The organism is Variovorax brevis (assembly GCF_030317105.1).
Classification (GTDB): domain Bacteria; phylum Pseudomonadota; class Gammaproteobacteria; order Burkholderiales; family Burkholderiaceae_C; genus Variovorax; species Variovorax brevis.
In genome coordinates this window covers 120915-145616 of sequence record NZ_JASZYG010000009.1, presented here as the reverse complement: position 1 = coordinate 145616, position 24702 = coordinate 120915, and the positions used below count along the sequence as shown (strand labels likewise).

The following is a 24702-nucleotide window of genomic DNA, read 5'->3' as shown; positions in this document are numbered from 1 at the left end:
GCTGCGGGCCAAGACGGCCTCAAGACGTCAACTTCGCAAGCGGCGGGCGGTTCTTGCGATACGAGTTCTTCAACAGGATTCGTCCATCCCGAAGCGTAAACAGGTCGCACCCGTGAACTTCAACGCGCGTCCCGTCCGCCCGTGTTCCTGTGAACGTCCACTCCGACACGCCCCGGTCTCCGTGGACAAAATGGCGCGCGTTCCCCCAGTGGGCATCCGGAAACACAGCCCAGACATCCGCGAATGCAGCACGCACGGCCTCGCTGCCAACATATCGATTGCCGCAGACATCGTCGCCGGCCGAGGATTCGAAGACGCAATCCTCTGTCATGAACGACATGAGCGAGTCGACATCGTGACGGTTCCAGGCATCGGCAAATGCCTGCAGGAAATCCGTGGTCACTTCTGGGGTTGCCGTCTTCATGATCGGGACCTTTCCTGAGCCGCCATGCGACTCATCGAGCAGTTTGAACGCCGCTTGTACGCCAACCCTTGCTGATGCAGGGCCGGCTATCGACAGCGACAAATTCTCCGAGGAAAACCCCAGCCTGGAAACCCCGGCAAGCCTGTAACGCCATCCGAACAGCCAGACGCATCTTGAAATCCAGAGCGCCCCTCAGCAGCAATTGCAATCCATCGCGCTACGGTGACAATGACCACGTCCCGGCCCGCCTTCGTGCGCGCCCACGTCTTGCTCCTCATTTTCAAGAAAGTGTTGTCGCACCGTGGCCCCAACGATCCATCTGATTGGCGCTCCCACCGACGTCGGCGCCAGCGTTCGCGGCGCCGGCATGGGCCCGGATGCCTTGCGCGTTGCGGACCTGCCGGCCACGCTCGCGCGCCACGGCTTCAACGTGGTGGATAGCGGCAACCTCTCCGGTCCCGCCACGCCATGGACGCCGCCCGCCAACGGTCTTCGCCATCTCGATGAAGTCATCGCCTGGAACCGCGCGGTCTACGACGCCGTCGACGCGGCCCTCACGGCCCAGCATGTGCCGCTGCTGATGGGCGGCGACCATTGCCTGGCCATCGGCTCCATCAGCGCCGTCGCGCGTCACGCACGGGCACGCGGTCGCAAGCTGCGCGTGATCTGGCTCGATGCGCATTCCGACGTCAATACCGAGGCGACAAGCCCCAGCGGCAACCTGCATGGCATGCCGGTGTCCTGCCTGCTCGGCAACGGCCCTTCCGCATTGACCGGCTGGAGCGGCGAGCCCGCGGCCCTCGGCGCCGACGCGCTGCGCTTCATCGGCATCCGCAGCGTCGACGCGGAAGAAAAGCAATCGATTGCCACGCTCGGCCTGCAGGTCTTCGACATGCGCCACATCGACGAGCACGGCATGCGCACCACCATGACCGAAGTGCTCCAGGACATCGACGAAGACACGCACCTGCACGTGAGCTTCGACCTCGACTGCCTCGACCCCGCCGATGCGCCCGGCGTGGGCACCGGCGTGCGCGGCGGGCCCACCTACCGCGAGATGCAGCTGTGCATGGAAATGATCGCCGACACCGGCCGCCTGGGCTCGCTCGACGTGGTCGAACTCAACCCCGCACTGGACGTGCGCAACGCCACCGCAGGCGTCGCCGTGGAACTCATCGAAAGCCTGTTCGGCAAGTCCACGCTCGTGCGTTGACGCACCGCCGGCGCGCCACGGACGCACCATCGGCGCACTGGAAAAGGGGCCGCGCGATTGTCTCGGTTTCCTCGCTGTTTGTGGCTACACTCCATCGCCTTTGTCACTTAAAGGTATCGCGCCTCGCGATGCCACAAGAACATGACGATGCTGAACTGGGTCGGGGATATTCTTCGCGCGCATCCAGAGATCGCCTTGTTTCTGGCGCTTTGCATCGGCTACGCCGTAGGCCAGATCAAGTTCGGTCCCATCCAGCTCGGCGGCATCTGCGGCACGCTGATCGCCGCGCTCCTCATCGGCCAGTTGGGCGTCACGCTCGAACCCAGCGTGAAGAACGTGTTCTTCATGCTCTTCATCTTTGCACTCGGTTACGCGGGCGGCCCGCAGTTCTTTGCCAACCTCAACGCCAAGGGCCTGCGCATCGGCCTGCTGTGCGTCATCGAGGTGGTCGTCGTGCTCGCGCTGGTGCTCATGGCCACGCGCTTCATGCATCTGGACCAAGGCACGGCGGCCGGCCTCATGGCGGGCGCTGCCACCGAGTCCGCCGTGGTCGGCACCGCCACCGACGCCATCTCCAAGCTCGCGCTGCCGCCCGACCAGATCAAGCAATTGCAGGCCAACGTCGTCACGGCGTATTCGATCACCTACATCTTCGGCCTCATCACCATCGTCGTGGTCACCAGCCAGATCTTCCCCATCATCCTGCGCGTGAACCTGCGCGAAGAGGCCGACAAGCTCTGGAAATCGATGGGCGGCCAGCAGGAAGACGAAAGCGCCACGCTCGCAGTCCCCGAGCTGGTGGGGCGGGTGTATGAAGTCACCCTCGGCGTGGGCCGGCCAGTCGCCAATCTCAGCGCCTTGCTTCGCAGCAGCGGCAGCGTGCAGGGCCTCATCCGCGGCGGCAAGAAGGTCGACATCACGCCCGGCATGCATTTCGAGGTGGGCGACCAGGTGCTGGTCATCGGCCATCGCCGCGCGGTCGTCGAGATGCAGGAGGCCACCTCGGGCCTTGCCCGCGAATCCGCCGACGCCAGCGTTTTCGGGCTCGTGCTGGAGAGCACCGACATCGTGCTTCGCGAGGAAGCGGCGCAAGGCCTCACGCTGCGCGAGCTCTCGATGCCGACGCCATCCGGCGGCGCAGCCCTCGTGCCCGCCAGCGTGCTGGTGGCCAGCGTGGTGCGCGGCGGCCAGCAGATGCCCTTGCTGCCGGACCTGCACTTGCAGCGCGGCGATCATCTCAAGCTCTTTGGCCGCGCCGAAGACCTCGCGGTGGCCGTGCCGCGTCTGGGCGAGCGGATGCTGAAGTCATCCAAGAGCAACATCGCCCTCGCCTCCGCGGGCATCGTGCTGGGCGTGTGGATCGGGCTCTACAGCGTCAAGCTGGGCGGCATTCCCTTTTCTTTGGGGACCGGTGGCGGCGCCCTGCTCAGCGGGCTGGTGTTCGGCTGGTACCAGGCCAAGCATCCCAGCCGGCTCAGCCTGCCGGACGATGCGCTCTCGCTGCTCAAGGACATCGGCCTGGCCACCTTCATCGCGTGCGTGGGCCTGTCTTCGGGGCCGCAGGCGATGGACCTCATCCACAAGTACGGCGTGTCGCTGCCGCTCATGGGCGTCGCCATCGCGGTGATCCCGGCGACCGTCTCGCTGCTGGTGGGCAACTATTTCCTGAAGTTCGAGGCGCCTGTGCTGCTGGGGGCCATTGCGGGTCAGCAGTGCAGCACGCCGGCACTGAGCGCCATCCAGAACGCCGCAGGCAACACCACCCCGCTGCTGGGCTACACCATCACCTACGCCATCTCCAACGTTGTGTTGCCCTTGATGGGCCCGCTCATCGTTGCCCTGGCGGGCATTGTGCAAGCGTAGCTGCGCCATCGCGCAGAAGCAAAGCAAGGAGAACCACGCCATGGAATGGCTGCATGACATCTTCAAGCGTTCGCCGGAGATTGCGCTCTTTCTGTCGCTGTGCCTGGGCTACCTGATCGGCAAGATCAAGTTCGGCAAGTTCCAGTTGGGGGGCGTGGCCGGTTCGCTGCTGGTCGCGGTGGTGGTCAGCCAAGTGGGCGTGACCATCGACTCGGGCGTCAAGTCGGTGCTGTTTGCCCTCTTCATCTACGCGGTGGGCTTCGAGAGCGGGCCGCAGTTCTTCAGTTCGCTGGGCAAGCAGTCGGTCAAGGAAATATTGATGGCGGTCGTCATGGCCGCAACCGGGCTGGTCACCGTGGTGGTCATGGCCAAGCTGTGCGGGCTGGACAAGGGGCTGGCGGCCGGCGTGGCGGCGGGCGGGCTCACGCAGTCGGCCATCATCGGCACCGCGGGCGACGCCATCGCCAAGCTGGGCCTGGCCGCCGAGGAGGTGAAGCGACTGCAGGGCAACGTGGCCGTCGGCTATGCGGTGACCTACGTGTTCGGCTCGTTCGGCGCGATCATCGTGTGCGTCAACATCCTGCCCAAGTTCATGGGCACCACCATCCGCGACGACGCCATCAAGGCCGAAGCGCAACTGCAGGCCGGCGTGCAGGTGCTCGGCACCGACCAGCACCAGGCGGCGCCGAACCTCGTGGGACGCCTGTACAAGATCACGGCGGGCAAGCAGCACACGGTCGCGCAGGTCGAGGCGGCGGACCCGGAGGCAGGCATCACCATCGAGCGCGTGAAGCGGGGCGCGCACTTTGTCGAGGTCGAGCCGCAGCTGCAGTTGCTGGCCGATGACATCGTGCTCGTCGTGGGCCGCCGCAACGCGGTCGTGGGCAGCGCCGGACTGCTGGGCAAGGAGGTCTACGGCATCGACGGCATGGAACTCACCATGCAGCGGCGCGACGTGGTCATCACCAACAAGGACCTGCACGGCAAGACGATCGGCGACATCCGCCGGGCCACCTCCGCCAGCGTGCGCCATGGCGTGTATGTGGTGCAGATCAGCCGCATGGGTCAGGTGCAGCCCATGGGGCCGGGCCTGGTCGTGCAGGCCGGCGACACCGTGACGCTGTATGGCGCCGAGCACGACGTGCGACGCGTGGCCAGCGCGGTCGGCGAAGTGATCGTGCCGAGCGCGAAGACCGACTTCGTCTACCTCGGCGGTGGCCTCGTGGTGGGCTTGCTGGTGGGCCTGCTGAGCATCAAGCTGGGCGGCATTCCGCTCACGCTGGGCAGCGGCGGCGGTGCGCTGCTGGCGGGGCTGCTGTTCGGCTGGTACCGCGCGAAGAAGCAGACCTTCGGAGAGTTTCCGATTGGCGCCGTGCAGATCCTCAAGGACCTGGGCCTGGCCGGCTTCGTGGCGGTCGTGGGCTTGCAGTCGGGGCTGCAGGCGGTCACGACCGTCAAGGAGCATGGGCTCACGATCTTCCTGGTGGGCGTGGTGGTGACCATCGTGCCGATGATCCTCACTATGCTGATTGGCCGCTATGTGCTGCGCTATGACAACACAGCCATCTTTGCGGGTGCGCTGTCGGGTTCGCGCAGTGCCAATCCGGCTTTCGGCGAGGTGCTGGACAAGGCGGAGAACTCGATTCCCACCGTGCCCTTTGCCATCACCTATGCGTTGGCGAACGTGTTGCTGACCCTGCTCGGGCCGCTGATCGTGGCTTTGGCCTGATTGGTGCGCAGGACAGCGCAGGGCCTGCGTTCGCGGCTACTTGGTGGCTGATTCGCCGGCCGGCGGCGGATCCGATGCCTTGGGCATGCTGGCGGGTTCGCCCAGTGGCTCCACCGGCTTGCTGGCCGCTGAAGACTCTGCGGGCTTGGCGGCTGCGTCAGGGGCCGCGGGTGCAGGGCTCGATGGCGCCGTGGAAGCCGGCGTCGTTTCCGCCTTCGGCGCGGCCGGTGCCGCTGCCGTGGTCGTCGCGCTTGCTGCCGTTGCCGCCGGTGGCTTTGCAGTCGGCGCGGCACCCGCAGCCGGGGCAGCAGGCGAGGCTGCGGGCGGCGTGGCCGCCACCGGCACCGGCTCCTCCGGCCCGTCGGCCACCACATAGCGCTCGATCAGCGCATAGAAGCGCTCGTAGAAGCGCTCGTCCGTCACCGTCTGGCTGCCGACCTTGACCATGGCGTCATCGCTCGACGAATACGGCAGCGACACCGAGCCGATCATGCCCACGCCCACGCTCGCGGAGTTATTGACCTTCTTGAGGCTGTAGCGGTCCTGCACTGCGCTCACAAAGGCGATGGTGCTCTTCGGGCCCTTGCGCTTGCCGCCCACGTCCTTGGCGCACACCACGCGGAATTCGACTTCCACGTGCACTTCATATGCAGGCTGAAAGGCCTTCTTGCCGGTCACCAGCTCGGAATTGGCCGCCGTGACCAGATAGCCCTGGCTCAACAGCGCGCGCCGCGCCGCCTCGCAGGTTTGCGCCTCGCTCGCCTCGAAGGTGCGCGCGTGCGTGTCGGTGGAGGCGAAGGTCTCGGGGTTGTAGGCGACGGGCTTGTTCGTGCCACAGCCGGCCAGCGCCAGGATGGCCGCGAAAGCCAGCAGCGCGGCAGCCGGCCGCGAAGGTGCAAAACGTGAAAAACGGGGGAAGGGGTGCGACATCATTTCCGGAAATGCTACCCGGCGACGTGCCGGCACCCCATTGGAGGGGCAAATCCGCTCCGCGTTCCGTGGGCACAGGCCGATGTCGACAGTCATATGAAAACTCCCTCGCGCGAATTGCTCAAGGCTCTGATAAAGCAATTTTTGGTTTTGCACAATGGAAGCATGCAGCTTCTGTTTATCGATGAGTCGGGCACGCCACCACAACCAAAAGACGCCGATCAACTCGGCTACTTTGTCCTCGGAGGTGTCGTTGTTCCGGAGGAGGTTTGGGTAAAGCTCGCAGCAGATTTGAATCGCATCAAGGCGGCTTATCAGGTGCATGGCGAAATCAAATGGAGATACTTCGCGCCAGCCAAGGGAGGCAAGGCGAACCCGCTCGCACATCTGAGCGCCGATGAGAAGGAGGCGCTTCGCTGCGCGCTCTACAAAGCATTAACAGCGTACAAGACGATCACGATCATCAGCGTCGTCGCGCACGCGCCCACTTGCTACCAGAAGGACCACATCAATCGGCCTGAGGACATCTATCAATTCGCGTACAAGCAACTGACCGAGCGCTTCCAGTATTTCCTTCAGGATCTTTCTCGCCGCAGCGACCAGTCGGTGCACGGGATTGTTGTCTGCGACCACCGTGGCCCCAAGGATGACGACAGCCTTCGCAATTTGCATGCGACGCTGATGTCGTCACCTACCGCCAACATCTCCGAATATCACAACGTGATCGAAGGGCTATTCATTGCACCCTCACACCTCAGCGTGGGAATCCAGTTTGCCGACATTGTCGCGGGGGCAATCTTCAGGAAATTCAAGGCGGGTGACGACCGCTTTTACCGGCAGGTTGCCGGATCGCTTCGCACCTCCCCAACGGGAAGCGTCTTGGGGTATGGGGTCGTGAAACTGCCGCGAGACGGTTGGTAGGGGCAAAAAAATAGTGCTCCGCGAAGGAGCACTATTCAAAGAAGGCGCCGTGTTAAGGGTTACCCCTCAAACCTGCTGGTATCGACGCAGTCACGGCGTACAGCAAGTATATGGGCAGGAGCTCGCATTCTCAAGACCCGCCCGTCAGGAATTGGCATTGCTGATACTGACAGGCAATTGCTCGCCTCAGGGATACAACCCGCGTTCCTGGCGCGCCATCAGAATGCGCTCGCACGCCACCGCATAGGTCGCCGTACGCAGGCTGATCTTGTGCTTGTCGGCCGTGTCCCAGATGTGGTTGAGCGCATTCATCATGATGCGGTCCAGGCGCTCGTTGATCTCGTCTTCGTCCCAGAAGAAGGACGAGAAGTCCTGCACCCACTCGAAGTAGCTCACCGTCACGCCGCCGGCGTTGCAGATCACGTCGGGCACGACCAGCACGCCGCGCTCGGCAAGGATGTCGTCGGCTTCGGGCACCGTGGGGCCGTTGGCGCCTTCGAGCACCAGCTTGGCGGTGGTCTTCTTCGCGCGTTCAGCGGTGATCTGGCCTTCGAGCGCGGCGGGAATCAGGATGTCGCAGGGCACGCTCCAGAACTGCTCGTTGGGCACCACTTCGCCGCCCTTGAAGTTCACGCAGCCGGCCACGGTGCGCGAAATGGGAATGAGCTTGCTCAGGTCCAGGCCGTCCTCGTTCACGACGGTGCCGGTGTGGTCCTGCACTGCGACGATCTTCGCGCCGGCTTCGGCGAAAAGCTCTGCCGCAACCGAGCCCACGTTGCCGAAGCCCTGCACCGCAATGCGCGCACCGCGCAGGTCGAGGCCCAGCCGGCGCGCCGCTTCGCGGCCGGTGACGAACACACCACGGCCCGTTGCCTTGACGCGGCCGAGCGAGCCGCCCAAGTGCAGAGGCTTGCCGGTGACGACACCCGTCGCCGTACCGCCGACGTTCATCGAATACGTGTCCATCATCCACGCCATGATCTGGCCATTCGTGTTGACGTCCGGCGCAGGAATGTCGGTGTGCGGCCCGATGATGATGCCGATCTCGCTGGTGTAGCGGCGAGTGACCTTCTCAAGTTCCTTCAGCGACAGCTTCTTCGGGTCGACGCGAATGCCGCCCTTGGCGCCGCCATAGGGCAGGTTCACTGCTGCGGTCTTGACCGTCATCCAGGCCGACAGCGCCATCACTTCTTCCAGCGTGACGTCGGGGTGGAATCGCACGCCGCCCTTGCCCGGGCCGCGGCTCATGTTGTGCTGCACGCGGTAGCCCTCGAAGTGCGCGACACTGCCATCGTCCATCTCGATGGGCACATCGACAACGAGTGCGCGCTTGGGGCGCTTGAGCGTCTCGGACCAGCGCGCCAGTTCACCCAGATAGGGAATCACGCGGTCGACTTGTTGAAGGTAAGTGCCCCACGGGCTGTTGGGTGAGGGATTGACGAAGGAGAGTGGTTCGCTCATGACGAGAAATCTCTTTGGTTCTGTTGAAGGGATGGGCGCGACGATAGTCCTCGCGGCCATCGCGCGCCATGCCTTATGCATGAAGTGAAGCGCCTTATGCCGTTGCGGCAACGCCTCCCAACAACGCGGCATTTCCACCGGCTGCCGTGGTATTGATGGTGACCGTCTGCTCCGCGCAGAAGCGATAGAGGTAGTGCGGCCCGCCCGCCTTGGGCCCGGTGCCGCTGAGTCCCTCTCCGCCAAAAGGCTGCACGCCGACCACCGCACCGATGATGTTGCGGTTGACGTAGACATTGCCCACATGCGCCTGCACCGCCAGCGCCGCAGCACGCGAATCGATGCGCGTCTGGATGCCGAGCGTCAGGCCGTAGCCCAGCGCGTTGATGCGTTCGATGACATCGCCCGCTTCACCGGACCAGCGCACGATCTGCAGCACCGGGCCGAAGATCTCGTTGCGCACGCTGTCGATGCTGTCGACCTCGTAGGCCCGCGGCGGCATGAAGTTGCGCGTGGCATCTGCCGGCTCCTGCGCATTCAGCAAGACCTTTTGCGTCGCATCCAGGCCTTCGGCGGCACGCGCCACGTTGTCGAAGGCTTCGCGGTCGATGAGCGGGCCCACGTCGGTCGCCAGCCTGGCGGTATCGCCGCCGCTGAGTTCGGCGGCGGCACCGCGGATCATCTCGATCACGTCGTCGGCGATGCCTTCGTGCACGCAAAGAAGACGCAGGGCCGAGCAACGCTGGCCGGCGGAGCGGAAGGCACTTTGCACCACCGCATCGACCACCTGCTCCGGCAGCGCACTGGAGTCCACCACCATCGCATTGATGCCACCCGTCTCGGCGATCAGCGGAACGATGGGGCCATCCTTGGCCGCAAGCGCGCGGTGGATGATCCTGGCGACCTGCGTGGAGCCGGTGAAGACCACGCCTTCGACGCCCGTGCCCGCCACCAGCGCGGCGCCGACCGTTTCGCCCGCACCATGCAATAGTTGCAAGACATCGGCCGGCACGCCGGCGCGATGCAGCAGCTTGACCATCTCCAGCGCCACGCCCGGCGTTTGCTCGGCGGGCTTGGCCAGCACCGAGTTGCCCGTGGCCAGCGCCGCGGCGACCTGGCCTGCGAAGATCGCCAATGGGAAGTTCCACGGGCTGATGCACACCCACGGCCCGCGCGGCACCAGGCACAGCGTGTTGCTTTCGCCGGTGGGGCCGGGCATCGGCATGGGCTGCATGATGCGTTCGGCTTCGTCGGCGTAGTAGCGCAGGAAGTCGATGGCCTCGCGCACTTCCGACACCGCGTCGCCCCAGGTTTTGAAGGCCTCCTTGACGAGCAGTGCGCAAAAGCGCGGCAGTTCGGATTGCAGCGCGTCGGCCGCTTCGCGCAGCATGGTGGCGCGGGCCTTGACGGGCGTGCGGCGCCAGTCCCTGAAGCTGACGCGCGACAGGAGGAGTGCACGCTGCACCGCCTGTTCGCTGGCTTCGTCGACGGTCGGTACGGTGGTGCGTTCCAGTGCGGCGAACAGCGGCGCGGTCATGGCGTCGACAGCGAGGTCGAGGCCTGCACTGTTCGCACGCGCGGGCAGCGGTCCGTACAGCCGGGCCGGCAGCGCAATCTCCGAAGTGCGTGTCAGGTGCAGCGGCGACGCGAGCAACTCGTCGAGCGGTACATGGTCGTCGCCCAGCTGATTCACGAAAGAGGAGTTGGCGCCGTTCTCCAGCAGCCTTCGCACCAGGTACGCCAGCAGGTCCTTGTGCTGGCCGACGGGCGCATACACGCGCACCGGCACCTGCGGCGCGGACTTCATCACTTCACGGAACACGCCCTCGCCCATGCCGTGCAAACGCTGCAATTCAAAAGTAGGTTTCGACGACGACACTGCCGTGCGCGAAGCCATCTGCAGGATGGCCGCGATGGTGCCGGCGTTGTGCGTGGCGAACTGCGGATAGATCGCATCCGGCGCCGCGAGCAAAGCGCGTGCGCAGGCCAGGTAACTCACGTCGCTGTGGTGCTTGTGCGTGAACACGGGGTAGTGGGGCAGGCCCAGCTCCTGCGCGCGCTTGATCTCCGCGTCCCAGTACGCGCCCTTCACCAGCCGGCACATGAGCCGCAGGCGGTACTTGCGCGCAATGGCGGCCACGTGGTCGATGAGTTCCAGCGCCCGCGTCTGGTAGGCCTGCAACGCGAGACCGAAGCCCTGCCATTGCGGGTACTCGGCGGCGACGCGCGAGGCCAGTTCCTCGAACACGTCGAGCGAGAGTTCAAGGCGGTCGACTTCTTCGGCGTCGATGGTGAGGTTGAGGTGCGCCGGCGCCGCCAGCGTGCACAGCTGCCACACGCGCGGCACCAGTTCACGCATCACGCGCTCTTTCTGTGCGGCTTCGTAGCGGGGATGCAATGCGCTCAGCTTGATCGAGATGCCATCGATCTGCTCGGGCGTGCCCGCGCCGCCACGCGACTCCTTGGCGATCGACTGGATGGCGTGGATGTAGCTCTCGAGGTAATGCCGCGCATCCGCATCGGTGCGCGCGCCCTCGCCCAGCATGTCGTAGCTGAAGTGCAGTTGCGGATGCTTGCTGCGTGCAGAGCGCGCCTCGCCCATGGCCTCGCCGATGGTCTGGCCGAGCACGAACTGGCGGCCCAACAGTTGCACCGCGCGCAAGGTGGCCGCGACCACGCTCTTGGCGCCGAGCCGCGCCATGAGGCCCGGCGGATGATCCGCGTCGGGCAGGAATTTTTTCGACAGCGAGATGGCCGAGGACGACAGGCGCGAGAGCGCGGAGTCGTGCGCGGCGCTGAAGTCGGCGCGGCCGAGTTGATCGGCGGTGAGCGCGATGGCAGTGGGCGCGTCGGGCACGCGCAGCAGCGCTTCAGCCAGGCGCATCAAGGCCAGGCCTTCGGCGCTCGAAATCGGGTACTCGCGCAGCAGGCTTTCCATGGCCCAGAAAGGCGGCGGATGGCGGCGCACGTTCTCCACCCACGGCGCCGCCTGATAGGTTGCCGCCCGCCAATCCAGTGCGTCCGAGAGGAATTCAAGCCTTTGGGAGACGACCCCGGTTTCGTCGCGATAGGGAGTGGGCAGGCGCATGGCAGTGTGGGAATGGGATGGATCGGAATGCCATCGATCGTCCGCCGTTCGTGCCTGAATTAATCACCAAAAATTCGGCTGCGAATAGATAATTGATCGGCGATGGAATCGAACATCCCTCAACTTGACCGAATAGATCTGCGAATCCTGAAGATTCTTCAGGAAGATGGCCGCATGTCAAATCTCAAGCTCGCCGAGACCGTCGCGCTCTCGCCCACAGCCGTGCTGGCGCGAGTGCAACGCCTGACTCGCGACGGCTTCATCCAGGGCTACGAGGCGCGCCTCGATCCGCACAAGCTGGGGCGCGGATTCACCGTTTTTGTGGAAGTGCTGCTCGACCGAACGACGCCCAACGTGTTCGACCAGTTCAAGGCCGCGGTGCAGGTGCGCGACGAGATCATGGAATGCCACATGGTCGCCGGCGGCTTCGACTACCTGCTCAAGACGCGGATGGCCGACATGGCGGCCTACCGGGAGTTCGCGGGGACCGTGCTGTGGCAATTGCCGGGCGTGCGCGAGACGCGGACTTATGCGGTGATGGAGGAGGTGAAGAGCAGCGCGAGGTTACCGTTGGGGCTGTAGCACTGGGCGGGCGTGCGCGCTTGCAAATTGAGATTTGCAATCGAAGCGGCACTGGGGGATATTGGTCCGCATGTTTGCGTCACACGCTCGTTGCGATTGGGTTGACAGCGGAGCTGTCGGCCGATGCTTGTCGTGGGGATTGGCACTGTGGCTGCTCCTGCTTGCGCCCTTCATGCCCGCCGACATTGCAAATGCTCAAGCCCGTCCGGCCGAAAAGCGCATCGCCCTCGTCATCGGCAACTCCCAATACCCGAAGGCGCCACTCAGCAACCCGGAGAACGATGCGCGGGTGATCGCCGCCAACCTGCGCAGGCTGGGCTTCGAGGTCAACGAGCAACTGAACATGCCGGTGCTCCAGTTCCGCCGTGCGCTGCGCGAATTCGCCAGGCGGGTGCAGCAGGACGATGCGATCGCGGTGCTGTACTACGCGGGCCACGGCTTGCAGATCGACGGGCGCAACTATTTGCTGCCGGTCGACATCAACCTGCGCGATCAGGAAGAGGTCAAGGACGAGTCGGTGGACATCGACGAGCTCTTCCTGAGCCGCATCGACAAGGTCGGCTCCTATCCCCGCATCGTGATCCTGGACGCCTGCCGCAACAACCCGTTTGCGAGCAAGACACGCAACATCCGCTCGGCCGGCGGACTGGCGGAGATGGGCGCGCGCGGGACGCTGATCGCGTTTGCCTCGGCGCCGGGCGCGGCGGCGGAAGACGGGCCGGATGGCGGCAACAGCATCTACACCAAGAGCCTGGCCGAGGAGATGATGACGCCCGGCATCGAGGTCGAGCAGATGTTCAAGAACGTGCGAGTGAAGGTGCTGCGCGACACGGCGGGACGGCAGTTGCCGTGGGTGAACACCTCGCTGACGTCGGACTTCAGCTTCAATCCCTCCGGCGCGCGGCCCTCGACGCAACTGGCTGCGGGGCGGCCGGAACAGGGTGCGCGACCTCCGGCGGGGCCCGCGCCGCCGCGATCGGAGCCAGAGCCTCTGACATCGACAAAGCCAACGGCCGCGCCGTCTGCAGCGCCTTTGCCAGCTCCCAACGCAGGCGGGGCAACCAGCCGCGCGAAGGAGCCGAAGGACATCGAAACGGCGTTGGCCCTCGCACGTCGGGAACAGAGCGCTCCTGTGGCGGCGCCGGCGCCGACGCCACCCGCCGTGCCTGCCGCTACGACACCGGCTCCCGCACCGCCCCCGACCGTCGCGTCACCGCCACCGTCGCCATCCGCACCAGCACCCGCAACGCAGCTGGCCCTGCAAACGCCCTCCCCGAACCTCGCGTCGCCGCAGCAGCCACCATCGCGCAGGTTGCTCGACCACGACGAAGTGCAAAAGCTCCTGATAGGCAAGGTGCACACACTCAAGGACAAGGACGCGACGGACGTCATCCGCCTGGACCTGCGCAGCAGCGGACTGCTCTACTACAGCAGCCATCGTCCAAGCGCCCAAGGCATCAATGGCGCGGGCCGGTGGAACCTGATGGACGACGGGCGGCTCTGCACGAAGATCAATCCCTCGCTCATCATTGCCGCCAATGCACGAAAGCCCGACGATGGTTGCTGGTACATCGTCCGCGATGGCGAGAAACTGGTGCGGGCCGTGAGCACCTCGCCGCAGGAGCAGCCACAAACCGAGATCGTGAAGATCGAGTGAGCGCTTGCCCTTTCAACGTGCGCCAAAGATCGCCGTGCCCACGCGCACCATCGTGCTGCCCGCCGCAATGGCCGCCTCAAGGTCCGCACTCATCCCCAGCGAAAGCACGTCAAGCACGATGCCGGCCGCACGAATCTCCCCGAACACCGCAGCCCCCCGCAGGAACAGTTCGCGCTGCGCATCGAAACCCTCCGCCGGCTCCGGAATCGCCATCAGCCCGCGCAGTTGCACGTTGGGCAAAGAAGACACTTCCCGCGCCAGCGCCAGCGCCTCTTGCGGCGTCACGCCCGACTTGTTCGCCCCGCCATCCACGTTGACCTGCAGGCACAACTGCAAAGGCTTCAGCCCCTGCGGCCGCTGCGCGCTCAGCCGCTCGGCGATCTTGAACCGGTCAACGCTGTGCACCCAATCGAAGTTCTCCGCCACCACCCGTGTCTTGTTGCTCTGAAGCGGCCCGATGCAGTGCCATTCCAGCTTGCCACGCAAGTCAGTCAGCGCTTCAATCTTGCTGACGCCTTCCTGCACGTAGTTCTCGCCAAAGGCGTCCTGGCCGGCGTCGTGGGCTTCGCGCAACGCTTGCGCGGCAAACGTTTTGCTTACCGCCAGCAGGCGCACACTTGCAGGATCGCGCCCGCAAGCTGTGCATGCCTTCACGATACGGGCGCGAACTTGCTGGAGGTTGTCGGCGATCGTCGTCATAATCTTCAAAAATCGTATCAAAACGTCACCGGCACGCGCGGTGACGGCAACCGTTACCGGTCGAGGAGCCTCGTGGACATTACCCAACTGCTCGCATTCAGCGTCAAGAACAAGGCGTCTGACTTGCACTTGTCGGCCGGCTTGCCGCCGATGATCCGTGTGCACGGCGACGTGCGGCGCATCAACGTCGACGCGCTGGACCACAAGGCGGTGCATGCCATGGTGTACGACATCATGAGCGACACGCACCGCAAGCACTACGAAGAGTTCCTGGAAGTCGACTTCTCTTTCGAGATCGACGGCCTGGCGCGCTTCCGGGTGAACGCCTTCAACCAGTCGCGCGGCGCGGCTGCGGTGTTCCGGACGATTCCCTCCAAGATCCTGTCGCTCGAAGCGCTGAACGCGCCGAAGATTTTCGGCGAACTGGCGTTGAAGCCTCGTGGCCTCGTGCTGGTGACCGGCCCGACTGGTTCAGGCAAGTCGACCACGCTCGCCGCGATGATCAACTACCTGAACGAAACCGAGTACGGCCACATCCTCACGGTGGAAGACCCGATCGAGTTCGTGCACGAATCCAAGAAGTGCCTGATCAACCAGCGCGAAGTCGGCCCGATGACGCTGAGCTTTGCCAACGCGCTGCGCTCCGCCCTGCGTGAAGACCCGGACGCGATCCTCGTCGGCGAAATGCGCGACCTGGAAACCATCCGCCTGGCGATGACGGCTGCTGAAACGGGCCACTTGGTGTTCGGCACGCTGCACACCTCGAGCGCGGCCAAGACCATCGACCGGATCATCGACGTCTTCCCCGGCGAAGAAAAAGAAATGATCCGCGCGATGCTGTCGGAGTCGTTGCAGGCGGTGATTTCGCAGACGCTGTGCAAGACCAAGGACGGTCAGGGCCGCGTGGCGGCGCACGAGATCATGCTGGGCACACCCGCCATCCGCAACCTGATCCGCGAGGCCAAGGTGGCGCAGATGTATTCGTCGATCCAGACGGGCAGCGGCCAGGGCATGCAGACGCTGGACCAGAACCTGACGGACCTTGTTCGACGCAGTGTCATTTCTGCTGCCGAAGCCCGCTCCAAAGCCAAGATCCCCGAGAATTTCCCAGGATAAGGACGCATTCATGGAACGCGATCAGGCCAGTCAGTTCATCAACGATCTGCTCAAGTTGATGGTCAGCCGCAACGGCAGCGACCTTTTCATCACGGCTGACTTTCCGCCGGCCATCAAGGTCGACGGCAAGATCACCAAGGTGTCGCAGCAGCCGCTGGGCTCGCAGCACACGCTCGCCCTCACGCGCTCGGTCATGAACGACCGGCAGACCGCGGAATTCGAGCGCACCAAGGAATGCAACTTCGCCATCTCTCCCACGGGCATCGGGCGCTTCCGGGTGAACGCGTTCGTGCAGCAGGGCAAGGTCGGCATGGTGCTGCGCACGATTCCGGCCAAGCTGCCGAGCATCGACGGGCTGGGCATGCCGCAAGTGCTCAAGGACGTGTCGATGACCAAGCGCGGCCTGGTCATCCTTGTGGGCGCCACGGGTTCGGGCAAGTCGACCACGCTCGCCGCGATGATCGACTGGCGCAACGAGAATTCCTACGGCCACATCGTGACGGTGGAAGACCCGGTCGAGTTCGTGCACCCGCACAAGAACTGCGTGATCACGCAGCGCGAAGTGGGCATTGACACCGACAGCTGGGAAGCCGCGTTGAAGAACACCCTGCGGCAGGCGCCGGACGTGATCCTGATGGGCGAAATCCGCGACCGCGAGACCATGGAGCACGCCGTCGCCTTTGCCGAAACAGGCCACCTGTGCATGGCCACGCTGCACGCCAACAGTGCCAACCAGGCGCTGGACCGGATCATCAACTTCTTCCCCGAAGAGCGCCGCGCGCAACTGTTGATGGACCTGTCGCTCAACCTGCGCTCGCTGGTGTCGCAACGGCTCATTCCGACCGAAGACGGCCGAGGCCGCATCGCGGCGGTCGAGATCCTGCTGAACACGCCGCTGATCTCCGACATGATCTTCAAGGGCGAAGTCGGCGAGATCAAGGAGATCATGAAGAAGAGCCGCAACCTGGGCATGCAGACCTTCGACCAGGCGCTCTACGACTTGTTCGAGAACTACGCGATTTCCTTCGAAGACGCACTGCGCAATGCGGATTCGACCAACGACCTGCGGCTGCAGATCAAGCTGAACAGCCAGCGTGCGCGCACTTCCGACCTGTCCGCAGGCACGGAGCACTTCGCGATCGTCTAGCCAGGCGTTCGGGCGGCAGGCTGCGCGCCTGTCAGCGTTTCGAAGTGCTTGCGTTGATAAGCTCGGGAGATGACCTCTCTCATCTCCCCCAAGACCTACGACGCCACGCCCTCACGCAAGCTTGCCTTTCTCGGGCTCGGCGTGATGGGCTATCCGATGGCCGGGCATCTGGCGCTCGCTGGCCACCACGTCACGGTCTACAACCGCACGACCGCCAAGGCGCTGGAATGGGTGTCCCAGCTCACCTCTGGCAAGGCACCCGGCACGCTCCGGCATGCCACCACGCCACGCGAAGCCGCAGCGGGCGCTGACATCGTCTTTTGCTGCGTCGGCAATGACGACGACCTGCGCTCCGTCACCCTGGGCGACGACGGCGCCTTTGCCGGCATGTCGGCCGGCGCTGTGTTCGTCGATCACACGACCGCGTCGGCCGACGTGGCGCGCGAGCTTTCCAGGGCCGCGTCGGAACGTGGACTGCAGTTCATCGACGGCCCCGTCTCTGGCGGCCAGGCCGGCGCACAGAACGGCGCGCTCACGGTAATGTGCGGCGGCGACGCGCAAGCCTTCGATGCGGTGAAGCCGGTCGTCGATGTCTTCGCCCGCGCCGTCACGCTGCTCGGGCCGAGCGGCGCCGGCCAGCTCGCGAAGATGGTCAACCAGATCGCCATCGCGGGCCTGATCCAGGGCTTGTCCGAAGCGATTGCCTTTGGCCAGCGTGCGGGCCTGGACATGAACACCGTCCTCGGCGTCATCGGCAAGGGCGCCGCGCAGAGCTGGCAGATGGACAACCGCGGCAAGACCATGATCGAAGGCAAGTTCGACTACGGCTTTGCCGTGGACTGGATGCGCAAGGACCTGGGCCTGGTGCTGGACGAAGCCCGCCGCAACGGCGCGCGGCTGCCGGTGACTGCGCTGGTGGACCAGTTCTACGCCGACGTGCAGCAGGCGGGCGGCAATCGCTGGGACACGTCCAGCCTCATCACCCGCCTGAAGAACTGATCAGCTATTTTCAGCGAACAGGCGTAGTGACCGCGCCGCCGCTCGCAGGCGGCGTGGCCGGCACGGCCGTTGTTCCAGCTGGTGGCAGCGGCGCCATCGGCGGCAGCGGAACGCTGGAGCCAGACGACGACGGGGCCGGGCTGCCGGCGCCCCCGGTGCGAACGGCGTTCGCCTCCGCGTCCGAAATGATCTCGACGAGCCGCACCACCTTTTGCACGCCCGACACGCCGCGCACGATGTCCGTGGCGCGATCGGTTTCGGCGCGCGTGGCCAGGCCCATGAGGTACACCACGCTGCGCTCGGTCACCACCTTGAACAGGTTGCCGAAGAGGTCGTTCTGATCGACCAGCGAGGCCTTGACCTTGGTGGTGATGTAGGTGTCGTTGGAGCGGTCGGCAATGGTGCTGCCGGGGCCGACGGTCACCTCGTTGAACACGTTGCGCACGTTCTCCACGCGGCGAACCACTTCTTCCGCGCGCAGGCGATCGGCTTCCGTGCCCACGGTGCCCACCAGCAGCACCTGACGGTTGAAGCTGATGGCGGTGATGTTCATGTTGTCATTCGCGATGTCGCGAATGCGCGCGGCCGCACGCAGCTCGATGGTCTGGTCGTCCAGCTGTGCGCCGGAGGTGCGCCTGTCCGTGGCCACCATGCCCGCACCCGCCGCCGCGCCACCGACCACCAACGGCACGCATCCACCGAGGCTCATCACGAGCGCGGCGCCGGCCGTGAGCATGATCGCGAAACGAGGGATGGCGGGAGTGGTCTTCATGAAAGTCCTTCCTTGAGGGATACGTTCGATAGGGTGAGGCGCAAGAAGTTTAGCTGAGCGGAATTTGGCTCGCCCCCAGGCTCCGCGCACTTCGTGTCGCTCCTCCAACCCCCTGCCGGGGGCAACACCAGCGGCCCGGCAAAGCCGGTTCCGCGGTGTTCCTGGAATTGTTCGCCCGTGCTTGATGCGAAGCGGTGGTCCGAATGATTTACGTGAAGGCCCTGCACGCGTCAGACAAAGCCGCCTCTAGCCTTCCTGCTCGCCGAGCAGTTGCGCGTCCACGCCGTCGCACAGGCAGTGCAGCGTGAGCAGGTGCACTTCATGCACACGCGCGGCGCGCTCGTGCGGCACGCAGACCTGCACATCGGTCTCGCGAAGGGCGCGGCCCACGGCGCCGCCGTTGCCGCCCAGCAGGGCCACGACGGTCATCTCGCGTGCGTGCGCCGCTTCGGTGGCGGCGAGCACGCTGGCCGACTGCCCCGTGGCGCTGACGGCCAGCAGCACGTCGCCTGCCTGGCCCAGGGCGCGCACCTGCCGCGCGAAACGGTCGGGGTCGGCGGCATCGGGCGTGTCGGCCAGGGGGTCGGCGGCATCAGGCTCAAGGGCGATGGCGGCCAGCTCAGGCCGGTCGCGCTCGAAGCGGCCGATGAAGTGCGCCGCGAACTGCGCAGCCACCAGGCCAGAGACACCCGCGCCACATGCGAGGATCTTGCCGCCGCTCGTCACGCAGGCCAGGAGCGCCTGAACGGCTTGCGACACCGGCTTGCTGAGCAGCGGGCCGGTCTGGTATTTGAGGTCCGCACTGTCGATGAAGTGCTGCTGTATGCGTTGCTCGAGCATGGGGCGGGATGATAGCGATCAAAGACTGGACAGGTTGTCAGCCGGCGTCGAACGCGGCCTTCAGCCACTCGATGGCGCCGTCTTCCACCAGCACCACATCGAAGCGGCACGGCGGCCAGGTACGCAGGCGGCTCAAATAGTGGCGTGCCGCAAATATGACGCGATGCTGCTTGAGGCCGGTGATGCTGCCACCCGGCCCGCCGTGCGACCCGCTGGCACGCTGCCGCACTTCCACAAAAACGAGTGTGCCGTCGCGCTCGCGCATGATCAGGTCGATTTCGCCGCCGCCGCGCCCCGGGGTTCGATAATTGCGGGCAACCAGCGCCAGGCCGTTCGCCTGAAGGCGTTCAAGCGCAGCCTCTTCCCCGGCATCGCCGCGTTGCTTGGTGGTGAGCGTGGCCGAAGTCGGTCGCGCCTGCCCGCTCCCTGATGTTCTCTTGTTCTGGAGATTGCTCATTGAATTCGCCAGCCTCCGCTTCTTTTCGCACCGCGCTGCAGGCCGCACGCGATGCCGCTGGCTCGCAGCATTATCCGCAGGGCGCGCTTTACATCGTGGCAACCCCCATCGGCAACCTGGCCGACATCACGCTGCGCGCGCTGCACGTGCTGGAAATCGTCGATTGCGTGGCCTGCGAAGACACGCGCCACACGCAAGGCATGTTGCGCATGTACGGCATCGAACGGCCGGGCGCGCAGTTGCTGGCCGTGCACCAGCACAACGAAGCGGAAGCAGCGCAAACGGTCGCCGCGCGGCTTGCCCAAGGGCAGCGCATTGCCTACGTGAGCGACGCCGGAACGCCGGGCGTGAGCGACCCGGGCGCGCGCCTAGCGGCTGCCGTTCGCGCGGCGGGGCATCGCGTGCTGCCGTTGCCTGGCGCCAGCAGCGTCACCACGCTCATGAGCGCGGCGGGTCTGATTGGCGGAGATGAGGGCGCCGGCCGCTTCGTGTTCGCCGGCTTCCTGCCGACCAAGGCTGCGGAGCGTGACGCGGCCGTTCAACGCCTCGCGGCCGAATCACGCGCCGTCGTGCTGCTGGAAGCGCCGCACCGCATCGAAGCACTGGCCCGCGCCGTTGCCGTGCTGGGCACGCGGCGCATCACGATCGGCCGCGAGCTGACGAAGCAGTTCGAGGAGATCGACACGGTGCAAGCGGATGAACTCGCGGGTTGGCTCGCGGCCAATTCGCAACGCACGCGCGGCGAGTTCGCGCTGGTGCTGCATCCCGCCGGGAGCGATGCGTCTTCTGCTGATGATGGCGAGCGCGTGCTGCGCCTGTTGCTGGCCGAACTACCCGTGAAGACCGCCGTGCGCCTTGCCGCCGACATCACCGGCGCGCCGCGTAATGCGCTCTACGAAGCCGCACTGCGCCTGAAAAAAGAAACCGACTAAGACGGATCCTTGCTCCGCGTGCGGCTCACCGCACTGAAGATCCCGATGCCCAGCACGATGAGCGCGCCGATGCCGATGTAAAGCGAAGGCACGCCGGCGACGGAAGCCCCCCAAGCCAAGCCGGCCAGGAAGAGGATGAAACCGATCATGTAGAGCGCGAAAGACATGTTCTTCTCCGTTCAGTGGTCGAGCCAGTCTGGACTGCACGGAAAGCTTCGTCGCGCGGCGAGCACCGCGAACGACTGTGGGAGCACGCTTACCAGCGTCAGCGCAAGCACAAGGGAAAGCGAAGTGAGCACTCAAGCGCATCCATTTGCTACCGGGCAAGCGCCACACAAGCTCCCTCCAAGTGGTGGCTATGCCTTATGAAACCTGGTTTTTCCTATTGCATGTAACTAATTCGTATGACCACAATTAGTAACGATTGATTCACCTGCGTGCCACATGCGCTTGCTCTTGGTCGAAGACAACGACCTGCTGGGAACCGCCATTCACAAGGGCCTGGTGAGGGCTGGCTATGCCGTGGACTGGAGCCGATCGGGCAAGGACGTGCTCGCTTCGCTTGCGTCGTGCAACTATGACTGCGTGCTCCTGGACCTGGGACTGCCCGACGTCACCGGGGAATCGCTGCTCAAGAGCATCCGCACACGCAACATCCCCGTCTCCGTGATCGTGATCACCGCGCGCGGCAGCATCGCGGACCGGGTGCGCCTGCTCGACATGGGCGCCGACGACTACATGGTCAAGCCGCTGGACCTGGACGAAGTCGCCTCTCGCGTGCGTGCCGTGCTGCGCCGGGTCGCGGGCAAGGCGCCCGGTTCCGGCGAACCCGAGCATGGCCCGTTGAAGCTCTATCCCTCCCACCGCACCGCGACCTGGCATGGCGACGTGGTGCCGCTCACCAACAAGGAGTTCTGGCTGCTGGAAATCCTGGTGCGCCGCAAGAACCAGGTGCTGTCGCGCTCGCAACTGGAAGAGGCGCTCTACAACTTCGACGTCGAAGTCGAGAGCAATGCGGTGGAAGTCCACATTCACTATTTGCGGCGCAAGTTCTCGCCGGACCTGATCCAGACGGTGCGCGGTGTCGGCTACCAGCTCGGCCCCGAGAACCGGGAATGAAGCGGCTCATCGCCTCCTGGTCCCTGCGCCACCGCGTGGTGGCCATCGCGCTCTTCGTCTGCACGGCGACCCTTCTGGCGGGCGGCGTCGCCATGTACCGGGCGGACCGCATTGCCGACAAGAACGTGCTGGACGCCCGCCTCGTCACGCTGGCGCACACGGTGCTCGCCTTCGCAGAGCACGAGATCGAGGAAGAAGGCTTCGCCAAGGGCCTGGACGACGCGGTGCACGAGACCGAGGGCGCGCTCGGCACGCGCTATCACTATCAGCTGTGGTCGCTCGACGGACGGCTGCTGGATCAAACGCACCAGGCGCCCACGGATGCACCGCTGCGCCCGCTGTCCGAGCGTGGCTTCGGCGAGGCGATGGTGAATGGCGAACTCGTTCGAACCTATGTCGAAGCCTCCAATGCCAACGGCATCATCATCCAGATCGCGGAGCGCATGGTGGACCGCGAGGCCGCGGTCGGCATCACCACCGGCTACTTCCTTGCCTTCCTGGCGATTCCGCTGCTGCTGATCTTCGTGAGCACCTGGTGGTTTCTCAACCGCGCCCTTCGTTCGGTCGACGGCTACGCCGCACAGCTTCGGGAACGCCATGCGCTCGACCTCACGGAGCTGAACGCCACCAACCCGCCGGCCGAGCTCAAGCCCATGGTCGAGTCGATCAACACGATGTTCGGCCGCTTCAGGCAGGCGCTGTCCGTGGAGCGCAGTTTCACGGCGATTGCCGCGCACGAGATGCGTACCCCGCTGGCCGGCCTGCGCGCCCAGGCGCAACTGGCCGCCGGCATGACCGGATCGCCCCACGAGTTGCAGGCTTCCCTGCGCGGCCTGATGTCGGGCATCGACCATGCCAGCCATCTTCTGGACCGCCTGCTCGATCTCGCCCGCATCGACAGCCTTGCCGCGGCGGGGGGCCATATGCTGGCTGCCGTGAGCCTGGAGAAGGTCTTCCACAGCGTGATGTCCGAACTCGGCGCCGCTGCCTCCGAACGCGAACTCTCGCTCAAGGCACGATTCGAGGTGGACGAGATGATGGCCGGCGAACTCGGCTTGCACATGCTGATGCACAACCTGCTGGTCAACGCGATCCGCTACACGCCGGCCGGGGGCCGTATCGAGGTTGGCAGTGCACTGAATGGCCCCACCGTCGTGCTCACCGTTGACGACTCCGGTCCCGGCATTCCTGCGAGCCGGCATGCCGAGGCTTTCCAGCGCTTCAATCGCCTGGGCCGTGTCGATGGCCATGGCGTCGGGCTCGGGCTCGCGATCGTGCAGGCGGTGGCGCAGGCCCATCACGCGGTGGTGCACTTGCTCGAATCACCCCTGGGCGGCCTGCGCGCCGAAGTACGCTTTCCGCGGGCAGGCCCGCAGGCGGCGGGCCGGATCACATCTGGCGCGCTGCCCTGCGCAATGTCGAAGTGACCGGGTCCAGCAGGTACTGAAGCGCGGTCTGGAATCCGCCATCGATGTAGACCTCGGCCGGCATGCCCGCTTGCATCTTCAGGTCGCCCACCGCACTCACCGAGGCGGGGTCGGCCAGGATGGAGACGCTGTAGTAAGGCATCTGCGTCTGCTTGTCGGTGAAGCGGTCGCCCGATACATAGGTCACCTTGCCCGTCACCATGGTGGCGTTGCGGTACTTCCAGGCCGTGAACTTGATGCGGGCGCCCTGCCCCACCAGCACGTTGTTGACTTCCTCGGGGCGGATCTGCGCTTCGATCATCAGCGCGGTGTTGCTCGGCACGATCTCCGCGATGGTCTCGCCGGGCCGCACGACCGCGCCGGCCGAGGTGAACTTCAGGTCGATGACCTCGCCGCTCGCCGGCGCCAGCACCACCTGCCTCGTGGCGGAGTCGTCGGACTTGCGCAGTTCCTGCTCGATCTCGTTCACCCGCGCGACCGTCGCCTTGAGCTGGTCGCTGGCGGTGCGAACGTATTCATTGACGATCGCGTTGGTCTTGATGTCCGCATCGATCAGCCGTCCGTGGCCGCGTGCCAGCTCGGAGCGGCGCTCTTCCAGCCGCGCGGTGTAGTCGGCCACGGAGGCTTCGATCTGGTTGATGCGCGCGGTGGAGACGAAGCCCTCCTGCACCAGGTCGCGGTTGGTTTCCAGTTCGCGCCGCTGCAGGCCCAGCGATTCCTGCGCCTTGGATCCCTGCGCTTCCAGCGCGCCGATTTCCTGCTGCACGCGGCTTCGCAACTGTTTCATCAACGCCAGTTCGCTGTTGAGCGAATGCAGCCGCGCGGAGAACAGCGAAGCTTCCTTGGACATGGCATCGCGAACGCGCGGATCTCGCTTGGCTTCGTTCTGCAGCGCCTCCGAAAACTCCAGCCAGGGCAGGCGACGCTGCTCGGCGTCGAGCCGCTCCATCGTCGTGCGCTCCACCGCCAGTCGATAGCTGAGCCGGTTGCGGTCGGCGTCGACGCCCACGTCGCCGAAGGCGATGAGCGGATCGCCTTCCTTCACCAGTTGGCCGTCGCGCACGAGCACCTGGCGCACGATGCCGCCTTCCAGGTGTTGCACGGGCCGCCGGTTCAGATCGACCTTCACATGCGCCGGGGCCACCACGGCCATCGCCAGCGGCGCGAGCCCGATCCATGCGCCCAGTGGAATGACAATGCCCATCACCGTCCACAGGCCCAGGCGCGTGATGCGCTTGATCTGCGCTTCGCTGCTCTTTCGTGGCCTCGGAATGCCGCCGGGGGAGATTGCTTGTGCGTGTGTCATACGGTCTTGATTCCTTGTCGCTT

General features: G+C 65.3%; 22 protein-coding genes. 12 read left to right on the top strand and 10 right to left on the bottom strand.

Annotated elements, in window-relative coordinates; genetic code table 11:
- Positions 1 to 19: 19 nt before the first annotated feature.
- Positions 20 to 424 carry a nuclear transport factor 2 family protein gene (locus QTI66_RS26450; protein ID WP_286563112.1) on the bottom strand — a complete coding sequence of 135 codons (405 nt, stop codon included), beginning with the start codon at positions 422 to 424 and terminating at the stop codon, positions 20 to 22.
- A 301-nt stretch (positions 425 to 725) separates the two neighbouring features.
- Here QTI66_RS26450 and rocF point away from each other — a divergent pair, with 301 nt between their 5' ends.
- The 3 genes from rocF to aspT (QTI66_RS26435) all read left to right on the top strand — a co-directional run bounded on the left by rocF (position 726) and on the right by aspT (QTI66_RS26435) (position 5229).
- Positions 726 to 1637, top strand: a complete 912-nt coding sequence (gene rocF, locus QTI66_RS26445; protein ID WP_286563111.1) for an arginase — start codon at positions 726 to 728, stop codon at positions 1635 to 1637.
- Positions 1638 to 1778: 141 nt separating this feature from the next.
- Entirely contained in the window at positions 1779 to 3500 is a 1722-nt protein-coding gene (aspT, locus tag QTI66_RS26440) for an aspartate-alanine antiporter (RefSeq protein WP_286563109.1), read from the top strand.
- Between the two features lie 40 nt (positions 3501 to 3540).
- Positions 3541 to 5229 carry an aspartate-alanine antiporter gene (aspT, locus tag QTI66_RS26435; protein WP_286563107.1) on the top strand — a complete coding sequence of 563 codons (1689 nt, stop codon included), beginning with the start codon at positions 3541 to 3543 and terminating at the stop codon, positions 5227 to 5229.
- Positions 5230 to 5265: 36 nt separating this feature from the next.
- Here the strand turns inward: aspT (QTI66_RS26435) and QTI66_RS26430 are convergent, their stop codons facing one another.
- Positions 5266 to 6162, bottom strand: a complete 897-nt coding sequence (locus tag QTI66_RS26430; RefSeq protein WP_286563105.1) for a DUF2242 domain-containing protein — start codon at positions 6160 to 6162, stop codon at positions 5266 to 5268.
- Positions 6163 to 6255: 93 nt separating this feature from the next.
- On the opposite strand from QTI66_RS26430, the gene QTI66_RS26425 reads away from it, so the two are divergent.
- On the top strand, positions 6256 to 7080 hold the full coding sequence (locus QTI66_RS26425; RefSeq protein WP_286563103.1) for a DUF3800 domain-containing protein: 825 nt from the start codon (positions 6256 to 6258) through the stop codon (positions 7078 to 7080).
- A 186-nt stretch (positions 7081 to 7266) separates the two neighbouring features.
- Here QTI66_RS26425 and QTI66_RS26420 read toward each other — a convergent pair whose 3' ends face one another.
- Together QTI66_RS26420 and QTI66_RS26415 are read right to left on the bottom strand one after the other, a co-directional pair.
- On the bottom strand, positions 7267 to 8541 hold the full coding sequence (locus tag QTI66_RS26420; protein ID WP_286563101.1) for a Glu/Leu/Phe/Val family dehydrogenase: 1275 nt from the start codon (positions 8539 to 8541) through the stop codon (positions 7267 to 7269).
- 94 nt (positions 8542 to 8635) lie between these two features.
- Positions 8636 to 11626, bottom strand: coding sequence for an L-glutamate gamma-semialdehyde dehydrogenase (locus tag QTI66_RS26415; RefSeq protein WP_286563100.1), 2991 nt, complete (start codon positions 11624 to 11626; stop codon positions 8636 to 8638).
- 102 nt (positions 11627 to 11728) lie between these two features.
- Between QTI66_RS26415 and QTI66_RS26410 the strand changes: the two genes are divergently transcribed.
- On the top strand, positions 11729 to 12208 hold the full coding sequence (locus tag QTI66_RS26410) for an Lrp/AsnC ligand binding domain-containing protein (protein WP_286563099.1): 480 nt from the start codon (positions 11729 to 11731) through the stop codon (positions 12206 to 12208).
- A 172-nt stretch (positions 12209 to 12380) separates the two neighbouring features.
- Complete coding sequence (locus QTI66_RS26405) at positions 12381 to 13865, top strand: caspase family protein (protein WP_286563098.1); 1485 nt, start codon at positions 12381 to 12383, stop codon at positions 13863 to 13865.
- Positions 13866 to 13877: 12 nt separating this feature from the next.
- On the opposite strand, the gene QTI66_RS26400 is transcribed toward QTI66_RS26405, so the two are convergent.
- Positions 13878 to 14564, bottom strand: a complete 687-nt coding sequence (locus QTI66_RS26400; protein WP_286563213.1) for a YggS family pyridoxal phosphate-dependent enzyme — start codon at positions 14562 to 14564, stop codon at positions 13878 to 13880.
- Positions 14565 to 14636: 72 nt separating this feature from the next.
- On the opposite strand from QTI66_RS26400, the gene QTI66_RS26395 reads away from it, so the two are divergent.
- The 3 genes from QTI66_RS26395 to QTI66_RS26385 all read left to right on the top strand — a co-directional run bounded on the left by QTI66_RS26395 (position 14637) and on the right by QTI66_RS26385 (position 17826).
- Complete coding sequence (locus QTI66_RS26395) at positions 14637 to 15680, top strand: type IV pilus twitching motility protein PilT (protein ID WP_286563097.1); 1044 nt, start codon at positions 14637 to 14639, stop codon at positions 15678 to 15680.
- 10 nt (positions 15681 to 15690) lie between these two features.
- Positions 15691 to 16827, top strand: coding sequence for a PilT/PilU family type 4a pilus ATPase (locus QTI66_RS26390; protein WP_286563096.1), 1137 nt, complete (start codon positions 15691 to 15693; stop codon positions 16825 to 16827).
- Between the two features lie 69 nt (positions 16828 to 16896).
- Positions 16897 to 17826, top strand: a complete 930-nt coding sequence (locus QTI66_RS26385; RefSeq protein ID WP_286563095.1) for an NAD(P)-dependent oxidoreductase — start codon at positions 16897 to 16899, stop codon at positions 17824 to 17826.
- 10 nt (positions 17827 to 17836) lie between these two features.
- Here the strand turns inward: QTI66_RS26385 and QTI66_RS26380 are convergent, their stop codons facing one another.
- The 3 genes from QTI66_RS26380 to QTI66_RS26370 all read right to left on the bottom strand — a co-directional run bounded on the left by QTI66_RS26380 (position 17837) and on the right by QTI66_RS26370 (position 19895).
- On the bottom strand, positions 17837 to 18598 hold the full coding sequence (locus QTI66_RS26380) for a BON domain-containing protein (protein ID WP_286563094.1): 762 nt from the start codon (positions 18596 to 18598) through the stop codon (positions 17837 to 17839).
- 246 nt (positions 18599 to 18844) lie between these two features.
- A complete protein-coding gene (locus QTI66_RS26375; RefSeq protein WP_286563093.1) occupies positions 18845 to 19438 on the bottom strand; it encodes an SIS domain-containing protein in 594 nt (197 codons plus the stop codon).
- A gap of 37 nt (positions 19439 to 19475) precedes the next feature.
- A complete protein-coding gene (locus QTI66_RS26370) occupies positions 19476 to 19895 on the bottom strand; it encodes a YraN family protein (RefSeq protein WP_286563092.1) in 420 nt (139 codons plus the stop codon).
- Here QTI66_RS26370 and rsmI point away from each other — a divergent pair.
- Positions 19895 to 20827, top strand: coding sequence for a 16S rRNA (cytidine(1402)-2'-O)-methyltransferase (rsmI, locus tag QTI66_RS26365; protein ID WP_286563090.1), 933 nt, complete (start codon positions 19895 to 19897; stop codon positions 20825 to 20827). The two genes, QTI66_RS26370 and rsmI, sit on opposite strands and share 1 nt — an antisense overlap.
- Here rsmI and QTI66_RS26360 read toward each other — a convergent pair.
- Positions 20824 to 20994, bottom strand: a complete 171-nt coding sequence (locus QTI66_RS26360) for a hypothetical protein (RefSeq protein WP_286563089.1) — start codon at positions 20992 to 20994, stop codon at positions 20824 to 20826. The genes rsmI and QTI66_RS26360 overlap by 4 nt on opposite strands.
- 277 nt (positions 20995 to 21271) lie before the next feature.
- On the opposite strand from QTI66_RS26360, the gene QTI66_RS26355 reads away from it, so the two are divergent.
- Positions 21272 to 21946, top strand: a complete 675-nt coding sequence (locus tag QTI66_RS26355; protein WP_286563087.1) for a response regulator transcription factor — start codon at positions 21272 to 21274, stop codon at positions 21944 to 21946.
- A complete protein-coding gene (locus QTI66_RS26350; RefSeq protein WP_286563086.1) occupies positions 21943 to 23373 on the top strand; it encodes an ATP-binding protein in 1431 nt (476 codons plus the stop codon). Before QTI66_RS26355 ends, QTI66_RS26350 begins: the two co-directional genes overlap by 4 nt.
- On the opposite strand, the gene QTI66_RS26345 is transcribed toward QTI66_RS26350, so the two are convergent.
- The gene (locus QTI66_RS26345) at positions 23336 to 24679 is read right to left on the bottom strand and encodes an HlyD family type I secretion periplasmic adaptor subunit (protein ID WP_286563084.1); all 1344 of its coding nucleotides are present in this window, start codon (positions 24677 to 24679) and stop codon (positions 23336 to 23338) included. The genes QTI66_RS26350 and QTI66_RS26345 overlap by 38 nt on opposite strands.
- Positions 24680 to 24702: the final 23 nt, after the last annotated feature.

Coding starts and splice junctions, on each gene's coding strand:
- QTI66_RS26450 (WP_286563112.1), bottom strand. CDS start 424: ATGAAGACGGCAACCCCAGAAGTGACCACGGATTTCCTGCAGGCATTT.
- aspT (WP_286563109.1), top strand. CDS start 1,779: ATGACGATGCTGAACTGGGTCGGGGATATTCTTCGCGCGCATCCAGAG.
- aspT (WP_286563107.1), top strand. CDS start 3,541: ATGGAATGGCTGCATGACATCTTCAAGCGTTCGCCGGAGATTGCGCTC.
- QTI66_RS26430 (WP_286563105.1), bottom strand. CDS start 6,162: ATGATGTCGCACCCCTTCCCCCGTTTTTCACGTTTTGCACCTTCGCGG.
- QTI66_RS26425 (WP_286563103.1), top strand. CDS start 6,256: ATGAAAACTCCCTCGCGCGAATTGCTCAAGGCTCTGATAAAGCAATTT.
- QTI66_RS26420 (WP_286563101.1), bottom strand. CDS start 8,541: ATGAGCGAACCACTCTCCTTCGTCAATCCCTCACCCAACAGCCCGTGG.
- QTI66_RS26415 (WP_286563100.1), bottom strand. CDS start 11,626: ATGCGCCTGCCCACTCCCTATCGCGACGAAACCGGGGTCGTCTCCCAA.
- QTI66_RS26410 (WP_286563099.1), top strand. CDS start 11,729: ATGGAATCGAACATCCCTCAACTTGACCGAATAGATCTGCGAATCCTG.
- QTI66_RS26405 (WP_286563098.1), top strand. CDS start 12,381: ATGCCCGCCGACATTGCAAATGCTCAAGCCCGTCCGGCCGAAAAGCGC.
- QTI66_RS26400 (WP_286563213.1), bottom strand. CDS start 14,564: ATGACGACGATCGCCGACAACCTCCAGCAAGTTCGCGCCCGTATCGTG.
- QTI66_RS26390 (WP_286563096.1), top strand. CDS start 15,691: ATGGAACGCGATCAGGCCAGTCAGTTCATCAACGATCTGCTCAAGTTG.
- QTI66_RS26385 (WP_286563095.1), top strand. CDS start 16,897: ATGACCTCTCTCATCTCCCCCAAGACCTACGACGCCACGCCCTCACGC.
- QTI66_RS26380 (WP_286563094.1), bottom strand. CDS start 18,598: ATGAAGACCACTCCCGCCATCCCTCGTTTCGCGATCATGCTCACGGCC.
- QTI66_RS26375 (WP_286563093.1), bottom strand. CDS start 19,438: ATGCTCGAGCAACGCATACAGCAGCACTTCATCGACAGTGCGGACCTC.
- QTI66_RS26370 (WP_286563092.1), bottom strand. CDS start 19,895: ATGAGCAATCTCCAGAACAAGAGAACATCAGGGAGCGGGCAGGCGCGA.
- QTI66_RS26360 (WP_286563089.1), bottom strand. CDS start 20,994: ATGTCTTTCGCGCTCTACATGATCGGTTTCATCCTCTTCCTGGCCGGC.
- QTI66_RS26355 (WP_286563087.1), top strand. CDS start 21,272: ATGCGCTTGCTCTTGGTCGAAGACAACGACCTGCTGGGAACCGCCATT.
- QTI66_RS26350 (WP_286563086.1), top strand. CDS start 21,943: ATGAAGCGGCTCATCGCCTCCTGGTCCCTGCGCCACCGCGTGGTGGCC.
- QTI66_RS26345 (WP_286563084.1), bottom strand. CDS start 24,679: ATGACACACGCACAAGCAATCTCCCCCGGCGGCATTCCGAGGCCACGA.